Annotated in this window: 12 protein-coding genes and 1 tRNA gene; 6 read left to right on the top strand and 7 right to left on the bottom strand. The window is 74.1% G+C overall.

Annotation, left to right across the window (positions count from 1 at the left end):
- The first annotated feature begins 43 nt into the window (after positions 1–43).
- The 4 genes from ACIA6T_RS03995 to ACIA6T_RS03980 all read left to right on the top strand — a co-directional run bounded on the left by ACIA6T_RS03995 (position 44) and on the right by ACIA6T_RS03980 (position 8,312).
- Complete coding sequence (locus ACIA6T_RS03995) at positions 44–457, top strand: globin (RefSeq protein WP_385047971.1); 414 nt, start codon at positions 44–46, stop codon at positions 455–457.
- Positions 458–698: 241 nt separating this feature from the next.
- Positions 699–3,977: an FtsX-like permease family protein gene (locus ACIA6T_RS03990; protein ID WP_399444974.1), complete on the top strand. Its 3,279-nt coding sequence runs from the start codon at positions 699–701 to the stop codon at positions 3,975–3,977.
- A gap of 105 nt (positions 3,978–4,082) precedes the next feature.
- A complete protein-coding gene (locus ACIA6T_RS03985; protein WP_399444973.1) occupies positions 4,083–6,830 on the top strand; it encodes an FtsX-like permease family protein in 2,748 nt (915 codons plus the stop codon).
- Between the two features lie 510 nt (positions 6,831–7,340).
- A complete protein-coding gene (locus tag ACIA6T_RS03980; RefSeq protein WP_399444972.1) occupies positions 7,341–8,312 on the top strand; it encodes an ABC transporter ATP-binding protein in 972 nt (323 codons plus the stop codon).
- A gap of 19 nt (positions 8,313–8,331) precedes the next feature.
- On the opposite strand, the gene ACIA6T_RS03975 is transcribed toward ACIA6T_RS03980, so the two are convergent.
- The 7 genes from ACIA6T_RS03975 to ACIA6T_RS03945 form a co-directional block, all read right to left on the bottom strand.
- Complete coding sequence (locus tag ACIA6T_RS03975) at positions 8,332–8,997, bottom strand: hypothetical protein (protein ID WP_399444971.1); 666 nt, start codon at positions 8,995–8,997, stop codon at positions 8,332–8,334.
- Positions 8,994–9,416 (bottom strand): acyl-CoA thioesterase, encoded by a 423-nt coding sequence (locus tag ACIA6T_RS03970; protein WP_399444970.1) that lies wholly within the window; start codon positions 9,414–9,416, stop codon positions 8,994–8,996. Before ACIA6T_RS03970 ends, ACIA6T_RS03975 begins: the two co-directional genes overlap by 4 nt.
- 4 nt (positions 9,417–9,420) lie before the next feature.
- On the bottom strand, positions 9,421–11,085 hold the full coding sequence (gene ettA, locus ACIA6T_RS03965; RefSeq protein WP_399444969.1) for an energy-dependent translational throttle protein EttA: 1,665 nt from the start codon (positions 11,083–11,085) through the stop codon (positions 9,421–9,423).
- Positions 11,086–11,371: 286 nt separating this feature from the next.
- The gene (locus tag ACIA6T_RS03960; RefSeq protein WP_399444968.1) at positions 11,372–12,787 is read right to left on the bottom strand and encodes a Cys-Gln thioester bond-forming surface protein; all 1,416 of its coding nucleotides are present in this window, start codon (positions 12,785–12,787) and stop codon (positions 11,372–11,374) included.
- A gap of 281 nt (positions 12,788–13,068) precedes the next feature.
- On the bottom strand, positions 13,069–13,548 hold the full coding sequence (locus tag ACIA6T_RS03955) for a single-stranded DNA-binding protein (RefSeq protein WP_399444967.1): 480 nt from the start codon (positions 13,546–13,548) through the stop codon (positions 13,069–13,071).
- 226 nt (positions 13,549–13,774) lie between these two features.
- A complete protein-coding gene (locus ACIA6T_RS03950; protein WP_399444966.1) occupies positions 13,775–15,592 on the bottom strand; it encodes a GTPase in 1,818 nt (605 codons plus the stop codon).
- A 3-nt stretch (positions 15,593–15,595) separates the two neighbouring features.
- Positions 15,596–17,206: a dynamin family protein gene (locus ACIA6T_RS03945; RefSeq protein WP_399444965.1), complete on the bottom strand. Its 1,611-nt coding sequence runs from the start codon at positions 17,204–17,206 to the stop codon at positions 15,596–15,598.
- Positions 17,207–17,528: 322 nt separating this feature from the next.
- On the opposite strand from ACIA6T_RS03945, the gene ACIA6T_RS03940 reads away from it, so the two are divergent.
- Together ACIA6T_RS03940 and ACIA6T_RS03935 are read left to right on the top strand one after the other, a co-directional pair.
- Positions 17,529–17,604 (top strand) — tRNA-Arg (locus ACIA6T_RS03940).
- 150 nt (positions 17,605–17,754) lie between these two features.
- Positions 17,755–18,678, top strand: a complete 924-nt coding sequence (locus ACIA6T_RS03935; protein ID WP_399444964.1) for an alpha/beta fold hydrolase — start codon at positions 17,755–17,757, stop codon at positions 18,676–18,678.
- Positions 18,679–18,769: the final 91 nt, after the last annotated feature.

Here is an 18,769-nt window from a genome sequence, read left to right as displayed (position 1 = left end):
GGCGGTCCTAGGCCTCGAGTCCTATGCCGGCGCGTCTGAGACCATGGACGGCGTGACAGAGATTCGGCGCGGCACGCTTCAGGAGCAGACCTTCTACGAGCAGGTCGGCGGGGAGGAGACCTTCCGCCGGCTCGTCCACCGTTTCTACGTGGGGGTGGCCGACGATCCGCTGCTGAAGCCCATGTACCCCGAGGAGGACCTGGGCCCGGCCGAGGAGCGGCTGACACTGTTCCTCATGCAGTACTGGGGCGGTCCGACCACCTACAGCGAGAACCGCGGCCACCCGCGGCTGCGGATGCGCCACGTCCCGTTCAAGGTCGACCGGGCGGCACACGACGCATGGCTGAAGCACATGCGCGACGCCGTCGACGAACTGGACCTGCCCGAGGAACACGAACAGACGCTGTGGAAGTACATGACGTACGCGGCGGCGTCGATGATCAACTCCCCGGACTGACCAGCCTCTCCGGGGGTGCCCCCTCTGGGGGAGTTCGAGGAGCGGGGGTCCGGGGGCAACGCCCCCGGGTCGGGACGGGAAGGGGCGGCGGGGGCGAAGAAACCCCTCCCCGATCGCATTCCGCTCCCCCGTCCCCGATTTCCGATCACGATCGGATCAAACCCACCGCCCGAACGGTTACCCCCACCCCACCCCCTCTGACAGCATCACCCGAAGGTCCGGACAGCCACGGGGGGTTGCGGTGCCATCCGCAGGGGACTCGGCGAAATTCACACTCGCCCGCGCACACGCGCACAAACCCCTCCTCGCAGCCGCCCTCCTCACCGTCCTCCTCACCACAGCCGTCCTCGCCACCCTCACCGCCTACTCCACCACCATCGGCGACGCCTCCCTGCGCCACGCCCTGGCGGCCCCCCGCGACGCCGCCGACACCACGCTCACCGTCAAGGCCGAGACCGTCCCGACGGCCGGCCGCACCGCCGCCGACACCGCCGTACGCGAAGGCACCCGCGAGGCCTTCGACGGACTGCCGGTGACGCTGCGCACCCTCACCCGCTCCGGCCCGTACGCCCTCCCCGGCTCCCTCCGCCCCCCGGACGAACGCGTGAAGACGGACGAACCCGACCTCACGCACTTCGCCGCACTGGACCGCACCCAGGTGCGGATCACCGGGGGCCGGATGCCCGCGAAGGTCACCGGTACGGAGATCGAGGCCGCCCTCCCGGAGACCGTCGCCCGCGCCCTCGCCCTGGAGCCGGGCGCCCGCCTCACCCTGGACAGCCGGCTCGACGGGCCACCGGCGACGGTCCGGATCACCGGCCTGTACCGGCCCGTGGACACCGCCGCGCCCTACTGGCAACTGGACGACCTGAACGGCCGCGGAATCGTCAAGGGACACTTCACGACGTACGGCCCCCTGCTCGCCGACCCCACCCTGTTCACCGGACGCGCGGTCAGCACGGGCCCCTCGGGATGGCTGGCGTCGGCCGACTTCTCGACGATGACGACCGAACGGATCGACGCGCTGCGCGAAGCGGTGCGCGAAGGCGTCGCCGGCCTGCCCGAGGCCGAGGCGCTGGACGGTACGGCGACCGCCACGAGCGAGCTGCCCGCCGCGCTGGACCGCGTCGAACGCTCCCTGCTCGTCTCCCGCTCCACGCTGCTGGTCATCGCGCTCCAGCTCGCCCTCCTCGCCGCGTGCGCCCTGCTGCTGGTGGCCCGGCTGCTGAGCGCCGAACGCGCGGGCGAGACCCTGCTGCTGCGGGCCCGCGGCGCCTCCCGCGCCCAGGTGGCCCGGCTCGCCGCCCTGGAGGCGCTGCTGCTGGCCGTGCCCGCGGCGGCCTGCGCCCCGCTGCTCGCGGGACCGCTCGTCCGGCTGCTCGCCGGGCAGGGCGCGCTGGCCCGGATCGGGCTGCGCCTGGACACCTCCGTCGGCGCGGTCGCCGGACGCGGCGCGGTGTGGCTGGTGGCGGCGGGCGTGGCGCTGGGCTGCGCGCTGGCCGTCACGGTCCCGGCGCTCGTCTCCTCCTTCACGGCCGGCCGTGCCGGGCCGCTGCCGGGCGTGGTGCGCGCGGGCGCGGACGTGGGTCTGCTGGTGGTGGCCGGTGTGGCGTACTGGCGGCTGAGCCGCCGGCCCTCCGGTGCCGTCGGCGAGGACCTCGGCGTCGATCCGCTGCTCGTGGTCACCCCGGCGCTGGCGCTGCTCGCCGGTACGGTGCTGACGCTGCGGCTGCTGCCGCCGGTGGCGCGGCTGGCCGAGCGGTGGGCGGCCCGCGGCCGGGGGCTGCCGGGGGCGCTGGCGGGCTGGCAGCTCAGCCGCCGCCCGATGCGCGGGGCCGGCCCGGTGCTGCTGCTGGTGCTCGCCGTGGCGCTGGGCATGCTGGCGATCGGCCAGGGCTCCTCGTGGGAGCGCTCGCAGGACGAGCAGGCGGACTTCCGGGCCGGTGCGCCGGTGCGGGTCCTGGCCACCGGGGAGGACGTGTTCGGCCGCGGTCAGGCGTACGCGGCCGTGTCCGGCGTACGCGCGGCCGCTCCCGCCTTCCGTACGACCCTGCCGCTGTCCGGCGGGCGGACGGCGACCGTGCTGGCGCTGGACACCGCGCACGCGGCGGACACGGTGCTGATGCGCTCCGACCTGGCGCCGGTGCCGGTGCCCGCGATGATGTCCGAGCTGCCGCCGGAGGGTGCCCCGGCGGGCGTCCGCGTACCGGCGGGCACCGCGCGGCTGGCGCTGACGGCGGCGCTGCGGGGCGCGGACGCGGGGGCCCCGGTCGACGTCACCGCCACCGTGGAGGACTCCTACGGCACCCCGTACTCGCTCGGCCTCGGCGGGCTGCGCGCCGACGGACGCCCCCACGACCTCGCCTTCGACCTCGCGGCGGTCACCGAGGCGCCGATGGGCGCGCTGACGCTGACCGGGCTCCGGCTGGAGCTGGTCCAGCCGGTCGGGAAGGCCGAGCGGCACCGCCTCACCCTGGCGGCGCTGACCGCCACGGACACCGGCGGCCGGGAGCGGGAGCTGTCGCTGCCGGCCGAGTGGAAGCTGTCCGTCCGCGCCGGCGACGCGGTGTCCTCCCCCGGCGGGAACACCGGGCCCGACCAGCCCCGTGTGGTCTCCGACGACCCGACGACCGTCGTCTACGGCACCGGCCACCTCCCGGCGGACCTGGCCTGGCGGCCCTCTCCGCTCACCATCGGCCTCCAGGTGCCGCAGCCGTCGTCGTCCGAGGTCACCGCCGTGGCGACGGACCGCTACCTCGCCTCCGCGGGCGCGCGGGCGGGGCAGCGGGTGGACGTGCGGATCGGCGGGGTCACCGTGCCGCTGCGGCTCGCGCGGGCGGTGCGGGAGCTGCCGTCCACGCCGACCGGCGGGAAGGACGACGGCGGGGCCCTGCTCGTCGACCTGCGGTCCGTCAACCGGATGATCCAGGCGCGCCAGGGGGAGAGCGTGCTGCCGAACGAGTGGTGGCTGGCGACCGCGCCGGGCGCGTCGGCGCGGGTGGCGGAGGCGCTGCGCGGCCGGCCCGACATCGATCCGTCCCGGGTGGTGGTGCGGGACGAGATCGCCGCGGAGCTGCGCGACGACCCGTTCGGCGCCGGGCCGGGCACCGCGTTCGGGGCGGCGGCCCTCGCGGCGGCGGCGCTGACGGCGGTCGGGTTCGCGGTGAGCGCGGCGGGGTCGCTGCGGGAACGGTCCGCCGAGTTCGCGGTGCTGCGCGCGCTCGGCGCCTCCCGGCGGCGGCTGGCCCGGGTGGTGCTCGTCGAGCAGGGGGTGCTGGTCGGTCTGGCGCTGGTGGTGGGCGTCCTGCTCGGCGCGGTGCTGGCCCGGGCGGTGATCCCCCTGGTCATGCTGACCGCGGAGGCCACCCGCCCGGTCCCCGGGGTCCTGGTGGAGCTGCCCCCCGCCCAGGTGGCCACCCTCCTGACCGCCGTGGCCGCGGCCCCCCTGCTGATCACGACCGTACTGGCCCTGCGCAGGGCGGACCCGGTGACGTCACTGCGGGAACGGGGAGGCGGTTGAGGATGGACACCCCGACCCCGCACACCCGGCGCCGCGACAACCCGGCACTCCTCACCACCACCGCCCATCACGGCCGTACCGCTGCCAGAACGGGAGGCGAGTGACGTGAGCGAGCGGACTTCGGGGCGGGTGCGGGTGGCCGTGCCCTGGGTGCGTACCCGGTTGCGGTCGGCGCCCGGGGCGGCTGCGGCGCTCGCGGTGCTGGTCGCGGTGACCGCGTTCCTGGCCGCCGCGCTGCCGCTCGCGGTCGACCGGTACGGCGACGCGGGGCTGCGCCGGTCGATGGAGGTGGCCGGACCCGACCGCACCACCGTCCAGCTGTACGCCTCCCGGCCCGACGGCGTCATACCCCTCGAAACGTGGGAGGAGCAGCTGCGCGAGGACGCCGTGCGCGGCCCCTACGCCGAGCTCTTCACGCTGCCCGGCCGTTCCCTCCCGCCCGACCCGGACCAGTCGTCCTACGGTGTGCGCACCACCCGGCGGCTGGCGGCCCCGGACCCGTATCTGTCCCGGCCGGACGGGCTCGCCCCGCAGTTCCACCTCGTCGCCCCGAGCGGGCTCGCCGGCCACTCCCGGCTGCGGGAGGGCCGGCTGCCGAAGGCCCCGGACGGCGTCACCGCGTCGACGACGGCGGTCGAGGCCGCCGTCACCGCCGAGACGGCCCGGAAACTGAACATCGAGGTGGGCTCGGTCGTCCACGTGCCCGGTGTGGAGCGCGCCCCGCTCGCGGTGCGGGTCACCGGTGTCGTCGAACCGCGCGCGCCGCGTCAGGCGTACTGGTCGACGACCCCCGTGCTGCGCGGCCCGAGCCTGGTGACCGTCCCCGGCGATCCGTCGCGCAGCGTGTTCTGGGTCGGCGCGCTGCTGCTGCCCCCGGACGCGGCCCCGGCGCTGCTGGGCACGGGCGGGATCCCTGAGCGGTACTGGATGCTGGCCCCCGAGGTGTCCGCCCTGCACGGCTACGACCTGCCGCGGCTGACGTCGGCCGTCGCCTCCCTGGAGGCGGGCCCGCTGCTCCAGCGGGCCCGTGCGGTCGCCGCGCCGACCGTGGAAGCGGAGACCTCGCTCGACGAGGTGCTCGCCGAGTACACCGGGCTGCGTTCCGTCATCGGCCCCTTGGTGGCCGTCGCCGCCTTCGGCACCGGCACGGTCGCGGCCGTCGTCCTGCTGATGGCGGGCGGTCTCGCCGCCGACCGGCGCCGCGCCGAGCTGACCCTGCTGCGCGCCCGCGGCGCCTCCCTGCGCGGTCTCACCGGGCGACTGCTGGCGGAGACGGCGGTGGTCGCCGTGCCGGCGGCCGCCCTGGGTCTGGCCGCCGCCCGGCTCACGGTCGACGGGGGCCGGCTGTCGTACGCCGTGGCCGCCGCCGGTGCCGCCGCCCTGCTCGCCTCCGTGGCGCTGCCGCTGCGGGCCGTCGCCGCGCACCGCGCGGTACGGGTGCACGCCGCCCGTGACGACCTCGCCTCGGCCCGCCCGTCACGGCGTCGCACGGTCGCCGAGCTCACGCTGCTCACGCTGGCGGCGGGCGCGGTCGTGGCGCTGCGCACGCGCGGTACGCCGGACGGCGAGGGGGCGTCCGGGGACGGGCTGGTGTCGTCGGCCCCGGTGCTGGTGGGGGTGATCGCCGCGCTGGTGCTGGTGCGGCTGTACCCGCTGCCGTTGCGCGGGCTGGCCCGTCCGGCCGGGCGGCTGCGGGGTGTGGTGGGCCCGCTGTCGCTGGCCCGCGCGGGCCGTGCGTCCGGGTCCGCGGTGCTGCCGCTGCTGGCCCTGCTGACGGCGCTGACCACGGCCGCGTTCGGCGGTTCCGTCCTCACCGGTGTGGCCGACGCCCGGGACCGCGCGGCCGTCCTCGGTGTCGGCGCCGACGCCCGTGTCGAGGGGATGCGGCCGTTGCCGCCGGGGCTCGCCGAGCGGGTCCGGAGCGCACCCGGCGTCCGGGACGTCACCGCCGTGAGCGTCTCCTACGACGGTATGCCCCCGGGCGGGCGGCTGACCGTGCCGGTGGCCGGGGTCGACCCGGCCGGTTACGCGGCCCTCAGCCGGCACACGGACATCGGCGCCTTCGATCCGGACCTGCTGAAGGCGTCCGGTGCCGGGGCCCTGCCCGCCCTGGCCTCCCCCGAGGTCGCCGACCGCTACGGCACCCGGCCGTTCCGGGTGCGCCTGGACGACGGCAGTGACATCACCGTACGGATCGTGGAGGTGCGGGAACGGACCCCGGTGCTGGCCGGGCTGGACTTCCTGGTCGTGGACCGCTCCGGGCTGCCCGACGGCCCCGACCGTCCGACCACGCTGCTGGTGACCGGGGACCGGCCGGACGCGGGCGCGCTGCGCGAGGCCGCGGGCGGTGCCGCGCAGGTCCGGCTCCGGGCGGAACAGTTCGCGCGGTACGTCGACTCGCCCCTGCAGTCCGGCGCCGAGCGCGTCTACACGGCGGCGGTGGCGGCGGGCGCCGGGTACGCGGTGCTCGCCCTGCTGCTGACCCTGCTGCGCGCCGCTCCCGAACGCGCCGCGCTGCTGGCCCGGCTGCGCACCATGGGCCTCACCCGGGCCCAGGGCCGCCGTCTGCTCGTCCTGGAGTCCCTGCCGCAGGCGCTGCTCGCGGCGGCCGGCGGCACCGTCACGGCGTGGGCCGCCATCCGGCTGCTGTCGCCCGGCATCGATCTGACGGCCATCGCCGTCTCCTCGTCCGCGTCCCCGGCGGGGCGGGCGGCGCTGCGCACCGACCCGGTGTCCCTGCTGGTACCGGCGCTGACCGTGGTGGCCGTCACCGTCGGAATCGCGGCGGCGCAGGCCTGGTGGACGGGGCGCAGGGGGTCGGTGCGGGAGCTGAGGGCGGGTGACGCCCGATGACCCGCCCGACCCCCTCCCCGGCGGCGCTTCCCCCGATGCCCCGCCCGACCCCCTCCCCGGCGGCGCTTCCCCCGATGCCCCGCCCGACCCCCTCCCCGGCGGCGCTTCCCCCGATGCCCCATCCGGCACCCTCCCCGAGGGCGCTTCCCCCGATGCCCCGCCCTTCACCCACGACGTCCCACTCCTCGCCCACACCCTCCCCCGCATCGCCCCCACCGCTACGACCGCGGCACGACCGCCCCCGTTCCGGGCTCGGGGCCCGGGTGGCCGCACGGCGTCCGGGCCCGCGGCGCTTCCCCCGATACCCCGCCCTTCACCCGCGGCGTTCCGCTCCTCACCCACGTCCTCTCCCGCCTCACCCACGTCCTCTGCCGCCTCGCCCCGACCGCTACGACCGTGGCACGACCGCCCCCGTTCCGGACCCGGGAACCGGGTGGTCGCACGGTCGTCCGGCGGCCGGGTCCGCCCGTACGGTGCCGCAGTGACCGACTCCCGTCCAGGAGGCCCCCGATGACCTCGGATCCCACGCTCGCCGAGCTGGCCGACCGCGTCGCCGCCGACCGTGACCGCCCGGCCTACGGCCATGACGCGCTCATCACCTGCGACCGCCTGGTCCGTGTCTTCACCGCGGACGGGGTGGAGGTGCAGGCGCTCCAGGGGCTCGATCTCCTGGTGCGGGAGGGCGAGTTGATGGCGCTCGTGGGCGCGTCCGGCAGCGGCAAGTCGACCCTGATGAACATCCTGGCCGGCCTGGACACCCCCACGGCCGGCGCGGCGCGCGTGGCCGGCCGTGATCTGCTCACGATGACCGCCGGGGACCGCCTCGCCTACCGCCGTGAGGTCGTCGGCTTCGTCTGGCAGCAGACGTCCCGCAATCTGCTGCCCTATCTGACCTCGGCGCAGAACGTCGCCCTGCCGATGCGGCTCGCCGGCCGCCGCGGCAGCCGCTCCCGGCCCGGACGCCGGGCCCGCGCCGAACGCGCCCTGGAACTGCTGGAGCTGCTGGAGGTGGCGGACTGCCGCGACCGCCGCCCGCACGAGATGTCCGGCGGTCAGCAGCAGCGCGTCGCCATCGCCGTGGCCCTCGCCGGCGATCCTTCCGTACTCCTCGCCGACGAGCCCACCGGCGAACTGGACTCCCACACCGCGGAGCGGATCTTCGCCGCGTTCCGCACCGCGAACGAACGGCTCGGCACGACCATCGTGATCGTCACCCACGACCAGGCGGTGGCGGGCGAGGTCCGCCGTACGGTCGCCATCCGTGACGGCCGTACCTCCACCGAGGTGCTGCGCCGCAGCGAGGTCGACGCGGCCACCGGCCACGAGACCGTCGTCGCCCGCGAGTACGCCATGCTCGACCGCGCCGGACGCCTCCAGCTGCCCGCCGAGTACACGAAGGCGCTGAACATGCGTGACCGCGTCGCGCTGGAACTGGAACCCGACCACATCGCCGTCCGCCCGGACGACAGCGGGGGACGGTGAGCGGGTGCGCGGACCGCTCTCAGCGCACGCTGAGGTCCAGCGTCCCGAGGCCCGCCCGGCGCACGGCGACCGACCCGTAGGGCGTACGCAGCCGGAGCCACGACCCCGAGGAGAACAGCCCCTGTTCGCCGCCCCGCAGGAACCCCAGCGACTGGGCGGCGTGCACCGCCCGCACCGGAAGCCCGGTCTCCGCGACCGTGCGGGACCAGATCTCCCGCCCGATCCGGTCGAGCTCGGCCCTTGTACGCGACTCGGGCGCCAGCCCCTCCGTACGGGACCGGAACTCCGCGACCGACGCGGCGACGAGCCCGCTCAGCTCCCGCGGCGCCGGCAGTCCGGGCTCGGCCCGCCAGCCGCCGCGCGGCGGCAGCACCCCGGCCCACGGCGGCCCGGTCACCGCCCCCGGCACGGCGGCCGTGGCGGCGGACTCGTCCACCGACTCCAGCAGCTCACCGGCGGACACGGTCATGTCCAGCGTGACGTCGAGCCCGTTCTCGTACGGCTTCGCCAGCCGTACGGCGCGGACGGCGAGCACCTCGAAGGAGGGCGGCCGGCCGAAGACGGCGAGCGCCGTGCCGGCCGCCTGCAGCCGCACCGCGGCGGAACGGTCGTAGCGCAGCAGCCGGGAGAGGAAGGCCGCGAGATCCGCGGCCTCCCTCTCGTCGGCGAGGTGGAGCACCGTCATGCGGCGACGGCCTCCTCCTCTTCCTCGGCGGGGTCGTCCGTGTACTCCTGGAGGAACTCGCGCTCCTCCGCGGTGAGCCGGCGCGGACGCTGCGCCTCGAAGTCGAACGGCACTATCACCGTCGACGCGCGGACGTAGACGAGGTCGTCGTCCTTCACCTCGTAGGTGAGGGTGAAGGACGCCGCCCTGATCTCCGTGACCCACAGCTCGATGTCGACCGGGTGGTGCCGGTGGACGAGCTGCCGCTTGTAGTCGATCTCGTGGCGCGCCACCACGGACCCCTGCTTGAAGTCCTTCTCCGGGCGGAACAGGAAGTCGATACGGGCTTCCTCCAGGTAGCGGAGGAACACCACGTTGTTGACGTGGCCGTACGCGTCCATGTCCGCCCAGCGCAGCGGGCAGCGGTAGATGTGCCGCAAGAGATCAGCCCCGGGTCAGCTTCTTGTAGGTGGCGCGGTGCGGACGCGCGGCGTCCGGCCCGAGCCGCTCGACCTTGTTCTTCTCGTACGACTCGAAGTTGCCCTCGAACCAGAACCACTTGGACTCGCCCTCGTAGGCGAGGATGTGCGTGGCGACCCGGTCCAGGAACCACCGGTCGTGGGAGACGACCACGGCGCACCCGGGGAACTCCAGCAGGGCGTTCTCCAGGCTGGAGAGCGTCTCGACGTCGAGGTCGTTGGTCGGCTCGTCGAGGAGCAGCAGGTTGCCGCCCTGCTTGAGGGTGAGCGCGAGGTTCAGCCGGTTGCGCTCACCGCCGGAGAGCACCCCGGCCGGCTTCTGCTGGTCCGGGCCCTTGAACCCGAACGCGGAGACGTACGCCCGCGAAGGCATCTCGACCTGGCCGACGTTGATGTAGTCGAGCTCGTCGGAGACGACCGCCCACAGGGTCTTCTTCGGGTCGATGTTCTCGCGGCTCTGGTCGACGTACGAGATCTTGACGGTGTCGCCGACCTTGATGGAACCGGAGTCCGGCTCCTCGATCCCCTGGATCATCTTGAACAGCGTGGTCTTGCCCGCGCCGTTCGGGCCGATGATGCCGACGATGCCGTTGCGCGGCAGCGTGAACGACAGGTCGTCGATGAGGAGCTTCTCGCCGAAGCCCTTGGTGAGGTTGTTGACCTCGACGACCACGCTGCCCAGGCGCGGGCCCGGCGGGATCTGGATCTCCTCGAAGTCCAGCTTCCGCATCTTGTCGGCCTCGGCGGCCATCTCCTCGTAGCGGGCCAGACGCGCCTTGGACTTGGCCTGCCGCCCCTTGGCGTTGGACCGCACCCACTCCAGCTCGTCCTTGAGGCGCTTCTGCCGCTTGGCGTCCTTCGCGCCCTCGACCTTGAGGCGGGTGGCCTTGGTCTCCAGGTACTTGGAGTAGTTGCCCTCGTAGCCGTGCAGCCGGCCGCGGTCGACCTCGCAGATCCACCCGGCGACGTTGTCCAGGAAGTACCGGTCGTGGGTGACGGCCACGACGGTGCCCTCGTACTTGGCGAGGTGCTGCTCCAGCCAGTTCACCGACTCGGCGTCGAGGTGGTTGGTGGGCTCGTCGAGCAGCAGCAGGTCGGGCGCCTCGAGGAGCAGCTTGCACAGCGCCACGCGGCGCTTCTCGCCACCGGAGAGGTTGGCGACCGGCCAGTCGCCGGGCGGGCAGCCCAGGGCGTCCATGGCCTGCTCCAGCTGGGCGTCGAGGTCCCAGGCGTTGGCGTGGTCGAGCTGCTCCTGCAGCTTGCCCATCTCGTCCATGAGCGCGTCGGTGTACTCGGTCGCCATCTGCTCGGCGATCTCGTTGAACCGGTCGAGCTTGCCCTTGACCTCGGCGACACCCTCCTGGACGTTCTCCAGGACGGTCTTGTCCTCGTTCAGCGGGGGCTCCTGGAGCAGGATGCCCACGGTGTAACCGGGGGTGAGGAAGGCGTCACCGTTCGACGGCTGCTCCAGCCCCGCCATGATCTTCAGAACGGTGGACTTACCAGCGCCGTTCGGACCGACGACACCGATCTTCGCTCCCGGCAGGAAGCTCAGGGTGACGTCGTCGAGGATCACCTTGTCGCCGTGCGCTTTGCGCGCCTTGCGCATGGTGTAGATGTACTCAGCCAAGAGAAACCGTCCGGCAGCTTGAAATCTGGCAGTGGGCAGATACACCCCATCTTGCCCGACCGCCACCCCTGGGGGGAAACCCGTCCGGCCGGAGGGCTCTGACCTGGTGTTTCACTGCCGAGTGTCTTCGGGCACCCCGGTCGGCGGCGCTGCCTCTCCTCACCCGAGCGGCACGGGCGACCCCGTCAGCGGCGCTCCCGGAACGACCAGGGCCGCGACCGGCCGGATCCCGGCCCCCGTTTCCCTCGCGCCACCGGACGCCGGCACACCGGGCCGGAGGAGTGCCTCAGTCGCCGGAGGGGGTGTTCCTGCGGCGGGTGACGACCAGGCCCGCCCCGCCGAGGACGACCAGGGCGATGGCGGCGCCGGCGATCCACGGAGTGGCGCCGGAGGAGCCGGTCTCGGCGAGGTTGGTGCCGGTGGGAGTGTCGGTCAGGGGGGTGGGGTCCGGACCCGTGAGGGTGTGGGTGGTGGTGCCGATCTCGGCGGCCCGGGTGAGGCAGTCGAGCATGCCGGTGAAGCGCTGCTCGAAGCCGTTCGGGCCCGTGACCGTGAAGTCGTAGGGCCGGCCCTCGCTCAGCGGGACCGTCACCGTGCGGGACTCGCCGCCCGCGACGGTGTGCTCCGCGCCCGCCACTTCGAAGGTGAACGGCTCGTCGTCCTGGTTGGCGACGGTGACGTCCACCCCGCCCTTGGCGCAGTTCTCGCGGGCGGACAGCGCGGGTATCGCGCCCTTGAGCGCCCAGGTGGCGCTCGCCGTCGCCGAGACGGTCGACTCGCTGGACCCGGCCAGGATCTGCGTCTGGCTCCGGCTCTCGGAGACGAAGGCGCGGCCGACCGGCACCGTCGTCGAGGCCTGCGCGGTCAGCTCGACGGTGTCGGCCGCCGCGTCCTCGGGCACCTCGAAGAAGACCTGGCTGCCGTCGGTGGCGGTGGTGACGGGCTCGCCGTCCTTGTCCACGATCCGTACCCCGGTCGTGGTGGCGTCCGCCGGCGGGGAGACGGTCACGCTGCGCGCGTCGGTGCGCACCGTGACCGGGCCGAGCCGCCCACCCGGGCGGCCGGAGACCGCCGGCGGGTCCAGGGCCAGCGACGCCTTCGGCTCCGCCTGGTCGCGGGCGTTCTTCTGCAGGTAGTCGGCGAGCTGCTCGGCCTGGGGGTCGACGGCGTCCACGGAGACGTCGTCGGAGTACCGCCAGATGGCCACCTGCGTGCCGGCCGCCGCGTCCTGCTCGGTGAGCCCGCCGCGTACGCCGGCCTTCTTCGCGAGTGCCGCGAGGTCGTTGACCTGCGGGTAGGAGTTCCGCAGGATCCAGCGGATCCGGCCGGCGTCCTCGTTGGTGCCCAGCGAGGTCCCGCTCCAGGCGGTCTCGTGGTACTTGGCGTCCTTCTGCGTGGGCGTCCGGATGTCGACGCAGTACGTCTGCAGCATGCCGCCGCCCTCGACGGACATCTCGAACAGCCCCGCCGACACCTGCTGGTCCCCGGCGGCATCGTGTATCACGGCCGCTCCGTAGGTCTTGAGTCCGCCTATGGTCGCGGCCGCCCCGCTGTGATCCGGCGCCGTCTCCTCGTCGGCGGCGGCCGCCGTCCCGGCACCGGCCAGTACGGCTGTGGCGACGAGTCCGGACACCAGCGCCCCTGCGGCGAGGCGGGCCGGGCCGCGTCCGCGCGCGGGCCCCGCGGAGAACGAAGCAAACACCGAAATCCTTCCCGGGCGGGACCCGTTGACGTGGGGGGCTGACGGTCCCACCAGCAGAATCACCGGCCCCGGGAGTGCCGGGAGCCATGCCCGGCATCCTAAGGAGGCGGCGATGCGCGCTCGCCGATGATCGCGTCGGAGCAGTGATCCGACTCGGAATCGTTATCGCGGAAGCCTTCGCGAGCAGGACTTATCGACAAATCCATCCAGGATGTTCCGGTACGCATCAGCCGATAAGCCTCGGTTCGGTCGGCGTCGGTGTGGAGACCGAATCACTGACCTCATGTCACCGTCGCAGGTTCCGGCTGCCGTTGGGGCGCGGTTCCGTCCGCGGTCGCCGAATTCTCCGGTCCGTTCTCCCAGTTGGGTTCGGGGCGCTCCGGCACGGAGACCTGCTCCGGTCGCTGCGCGCGCCGGAAGGCGGCCGTGCCCCGGGCGAGGTCGTGGCCGATCGACACCGCGTCGATGTCCGCCGACATCCACCCCTGCTGTCCCTCGCGCGTCTCCGTACGCACCTTCAGCCGGCCCTGCACGATCACCGGTTCGCCCACCGACAGCGACGCCGCCGCGTTGGTGGCGAGCTGCCGGTTCGCCCACACCGTGAAGAAGTTGGTGTGTCCGTCCGCCCAGGCGCTCTTCTCCCGGTCCCAGTACCGGGACGTGACCGCGATCCGGAACCTGGCCGCGGGGCCGGAGGCCGTCTCCCGGTACGCCGGCCGCGTCGCCACGTTGCCCACCACGCACACCATCGTCTCGTTCATCGTGTTTCCCTCCCTCGCCCGGACCCGCCGGCCGCGCGCGGCGGCACCGGCGCCGGGCTGATACGCGTACGGGCCCGTCCCGTACGGCTGCCGTCCGGCAGGGCGACCGCGAACCGTCCCGCGATCGCCGCGAAGCCAGACTGCCTCCGCCGGGCCGGGCCCGCTGAGCACTGTGGACCACCGCCGGCCTGTGGACATCCCCGCCACCCGAAGGAGGCGCTCCGCCTCAGCCCCGGCCGGCCCCCGCTCCCGATCCCGCTCCCACCCCCACCACTCGCCCGTACTGCTCCCGTACCTCCTGGTACCGCAGCAGTTCCGCCGCCACCGGATCCAGGACGCGGGCCCGGCCGCACCCCGAGGCCGCCTCCCGCAGCCGTCTCTCCGCCTCCTGCCCGTACCTCCGGGCGGGCCCCCGGGCCGCCATGCGGCAGCTCCACTCGACGAGCGGGCCGCCGACGATGCCGATCGCCATCAGCAGCACCGGCACCCCCAGGTTCGGCGCCATGACCCCGATGATCTGCGCCAGCAGCCACAGTCCGCCGGCGAACTGAAGGGCCGTCATCGACACCTGGACGAGTACGGCCAGGGGCCACCACCCGGGCCGCGGCGGCCTCCCCGGCGGCAGTCCCGCGCGTACGGCCAGCTCGTCCAGCGCCTCCGGCAGGCCCTGGGAGCCGCGTACGGCCGCCTCCCGCACAGCCAGCGCCCACGGCGCCGGCAGTCCGGCCGAGGCGCGGTCGGCCACCGTGCGCACCGCCTGTTCCACGCGCTGCCTGGCCGTCGCCTCCTCCTCGGGTTGACCGCGCGGGGCGACCCGGCCGGTGGACGGCTCGCCCCGCTCCTGGCACCAGCGCCACAGCCGCAGCCAGGGCGTGCCGCACGCGCGGTTCGCGTTGCGCAGCCAGGCGCGTTCGGCCGCCTCGCCCGTGGCGGTGGCCCCCACGGCGTCCGCGAGCCGGTCGGCGAACTCCTCGCGCGCCTCCTCGCTCAGCCCGGTGCGCCGCCGGGTGGTGTACACGGGCCGCAGCCTGGCAGCCGCGATGTCCACGTCCGCGGAGATCCGCCGGGCCGGGGCCCCGCGTTCGGCCACGAACCGGGCGAGCGACTCCCGCAGTTCGCCGACCCCGTCCCCGGTGAGCGCGGACAGCGCCTGCACGGTCGTGCCGGGTTCGCCGTACTCCCCCAGGACGATGCCGTCCTCGTCGAGCAGCCGCCGCAGATCGTCCAGGACCTGCTCGGCGGCCTCCCCGGGCAGCCGGTCGGTCTGGTTGAGGACGACGAACATGACCTCCGCGTGGGCCGCCATGGGCCGCAGATAGCGCTCGTGCAGCATGGCGTCGGCGTACTTCTCGGGGTCGACGACCCAGATGACCGCGTCGACCAGGCCCAGGACGCGGTCCACCTGCTCCCGGTGCTGGACGGCCGCCGAGTCGTGGTCGGGCAGGTCGACCAGGACCAGCCCGCGCAGCCGCTCGTCGGCGTCCGCGGTCGCCTGGAGGGGGCGCCGCCTGAGCCTGGGCGGGATGCCGAGGCGTTCGATGAGGCTCGCCGCGCCGTCGCTCCAGCTGCACGCGATGGGCGCGGCGGTGGTCGGCCGCCGTACGCCGGTCTCCGAGACGGGCACTCCGGCCAGCGCGTTGAACAGCTGCGACTTGCCGCTGCCGGTGGCGCCCGCGATGGCGACGACGGTGTGCTGTCCGGAGAGCCGGCGCCGCGCGGTGGACTCCTCGATGACCCGGCCCGCCTGTGCGAGGGTCCGGTTGTCGAGCCGGGTGCGGGAGAGTCCCACCAGCTCGCGCAGCGCGTCGAGCCGCGTCCGCAGCCACGGGTCGTACGCGAGCGGGGCCACGGCCTGCGGCACGGACGTGCGGGCCGCCGCCACCGCGCCCTGCTCCTCGTCGGCGCTCCCGTTCACCCGGCGCGCGATCAGCCCGTCGTCCCAGGGGCTCGCGGTGTCCGTACGGGGTGGTCCTCCGACGTCGCGGTCGGAACGCTCGGGGTGTTCGGGGTGCTCGGTGTGGTCCTGGTCAGTGACGGCGGTCACCGGTCACCTCTCCTTCTGCAGTACGGACAACGCGGCGATGAGTTCGGCCTGGGGCTCCGCGTGCACCTCGAGCGCGTCGAGCGGGGCGAGCCGGCGTTCGCGCTCGACGCGCATGACACGGTCCACGTACGCGACGAGCAGCCGTCCGCCCCGGTCGCGCAGCCGCAGCGCGCCGTGCGCGCCGATCCGCTCGGCGAGCCCCTCCCCGGCGGTCCGGGCCCGGCGGCCGCCCAGCAGTGCCGTGGCGACCAGCGCGGCGACCGTCTCGGGGTCGGGCGCGGCGCTCCGGTCCAGCTCCCGCACCTCGTCCTCGGCGTACTCCTCGAGCTCGCGCCGCCAGCGCCGTACGGCCAGTCCGATGCGGTGCTCGGCGCTCTCGGGCGCGGCGCCGCGGCCGGCGAGCTCGGGGGCGTCCGCCGCGGGCTCGCGCCGCCAGGCGTCGTCGACGCGCTCGTCGGCGGCGGCGACGGCGCACAGCAGCAGCGCGCTCAGGCTCTCCACCAGGGTGTCGAGGAGTTCGCCCGGGGTGCAGTCCAGGGGGAAGGCGCGCCACCGTCTGAGCGCGTCGCCGGCGAGGACGGCTCCGGCCTGCAGCCGGCCCCGCACGCGCGCGTGCTCGCTGTCGTACGCCCCGTCGACGGCGGCGGTGAGCCGCAGCGCGGCCGCGTACTGCGCGGCGGCCGCACCGGCCAGTTCGGGCATGCGGGTGTCGAGGGAGCCGAGGACGCCGTACGCCGTGCGGGCCATCACGTGCTGCCGGGCGGCGGGATCCAGCGTCTGGTGGACCAGCCAGGTCCGCAACGAGGCCACGGCGGTGGCGGGCAGCAGTCCGCCGCCCCAGGCCGACTCGGGCAGCTCGGGCACGGTGAAGCGCGGTACGTGGCCGAGTCCGGCCTTGGTGAGCAGGGCGCCGTACTGCCGGGACACCTCGGAGACGACCTGGTGGGGTACGCGGTCCAGGACGGTCACCAGGGTGACGTCGTACTCCTTGGCGGTGCGCAGCATGTGCCAGGGCACGGCGTCGGCGTAACGGGCGGCGGTGGTGACCATGACCCAGATGTCCGCGGCGCTGATGAGTTCGGCGGCGAGGACCCGGTTGTCGGAGACGAGGCTGTCGATGTCGGGCGCGTCCAGGAGGGCGAGGCCGGGCGGCAGGGTGTCGGCGGTCTCGACGTGCAGCACCCGCGCGGGGTCCTCGCCGGGCAGGAGCAGGTCGTCCGCGGGGTCCCGGTGGTGGGGCACCCACACGCGCGTGAGGTCGGGCAGCACCCGCATCCCGCTGAACCAGTGGTGGTCCTCCGGGTGGCAGACGAGCACCGGTGTCCGGGTCGTGGGCCGCAGTACGCCCGCCTCGCTGACCCGGCGGCCCACCAGGGAGTTCACCAGGGTGGACTTCCCGGCTCCGGTGGATCCTCCGACGACGGCCAGCAGGGGCGCTTCGGGGTCCCTCAGCCGGGGCACCAGGTAGTCGTCGAGCTGCGCGAGCAGTTCGTCGCGGTTGGCACGCGCGCGTGCGGCCCCCGCCAGGGGCAGCGGGAAGCGTGCGGCGGCGACACGGTCGCGCAGGGCGGAGAGTGCGTCGAGCAGCTGGGGCCGTACGTCCAAGGTCACCACATGCGAAGAATGCCCAATTTTGGGGGAATTCTGAAGCATATGAGTGTGCCTGCGCGCCGACAGGACACAAGGGACGGAAGGGACGACCCCGACGCGCGCACGCCCCAGGCATAACGAGTGCACAACACCCGGTGGCGCGAGAGACCAAAAGCGGTGCACGATTCGTACCTGCCTGCGATTATCAGGACCGCTTCACCGAACCTCCACATCGAGCCACGGAGGCGAGGCAACAGGGACAAGGATGCGGGAGCCCTATCCTTGTCTCCGGCGACGTCACGGACAGGCCCGAACCCGGGCACCACGACGACAGGCCACCACACCGGCCCCCGTAGCTCAGTGGATAGAGCAGGCGCCTTCTAAGCGCTTGGCCGCAGGTTCGAGTCCTGCCGGGGGCGCCAGCATGCATGGACCAGCGGAAACGCTGGTCTTTTCGCGTTTTGGAAGGCTTTGGTGCCGGATCGCCCACATTGGAGTGATTGCGCCGGATCCACCAGGTTGCTGGTAATCATGGAACGGCCAGCCGCCTTTCGTCCTCCTCGGAGCCGTTCATGCGCACTGCCGTCACCGTCGTCCAGGACTCCGTGCAGGAGTGGGATCTCACCTTCGAGGGTTTCGCGTACACGTGCCGGATCGTCCGTCAGAGCGTGCCGCAGACGGCTCCGCTGCTGCTGCTCGGAGGCTCGTCGCAGAACCGGTACTCCTGGCAGAGCCACGAGAGATGGCTGGCCCCGCTGTGCACGATGATCACCGTGGACCTGCCCGGTTACGGCAGTTCGGACTTCCTGCCGGCCCGCTACGACATCGACTTCCTCGCCGACTCCGTCCAGCACATGCTGACGGAGATCGGCGTGACCGGGGTGAACCTGTTCGGCGGCTGCTTCGGCGAGGTCGTCGGCCTCCGCTTCGCGCAGCGCCACCCGGAGTCCGTCAGGCGCATCGTCTTCGCCGGTGCGGCGGGCCGCCTCCCCGACCTCTACACCGACGCCGTACCGCGGCTGTCGGACGCGCTCGGACGGAACGACATCGAGGGGGCCGCCGACGGGCTGGTACGGCTGTTCATGTCGAACCCGGAGGCCGGCCGGGTCCGCAGGCACACGGCCGTGGCGCGCCTGCTCCAGCGGCAGTTCACGACCCAGACGCCGGACGAGATCAGGAAGGCCGTCGAGCACAACACCAGGCTGGTGACGCACGGCTGTTACGAACCCCTGCCGGTCCCCCGTGTGCCGACCCTGGTGTTCACCGGCGAGTACGACACCCTGTGCACCCCGCAGATGGGGCGTGAACTGGCCGCGACGATCCCGGGGGCGCGGTTCACCACCGTCAAGGAGGCGGACCACCTGGTGACGGTCGAACGCCGTGAGGAGTCCGCGGACCTGATCGCCCGCTTCTGCACCGACCGTCCCATCGGCGGCCTGCCGTACTGCAACGCCGTCGAGTCGCCGTGTGCCGAGCCCGTGGCCGTTCCCGCTTGATGCGGGTCATGTGGGGGGGGGGGGGGGGGGGGGGGGGGGGGGGGGGGGGCGGGGGCGCGCGGGGGGGGCAGAGGGCGTGAGGGCGCGTGCG

This window comes from Streptomyces sp. NPDC051740 (genome assembly GCF_044453165.1).
GTDB lineage: Bacteria > Actinomycetota > Actinomycetes > Streptomycetales > Streptomycetaceae > Streptomyces > Streptomyces atrovirens.
The sequence above is the reverse complement of the archived record's forward strand: the minus strand, read 5'-3'. Positions and strand labels throughout refer to the sequence as shown.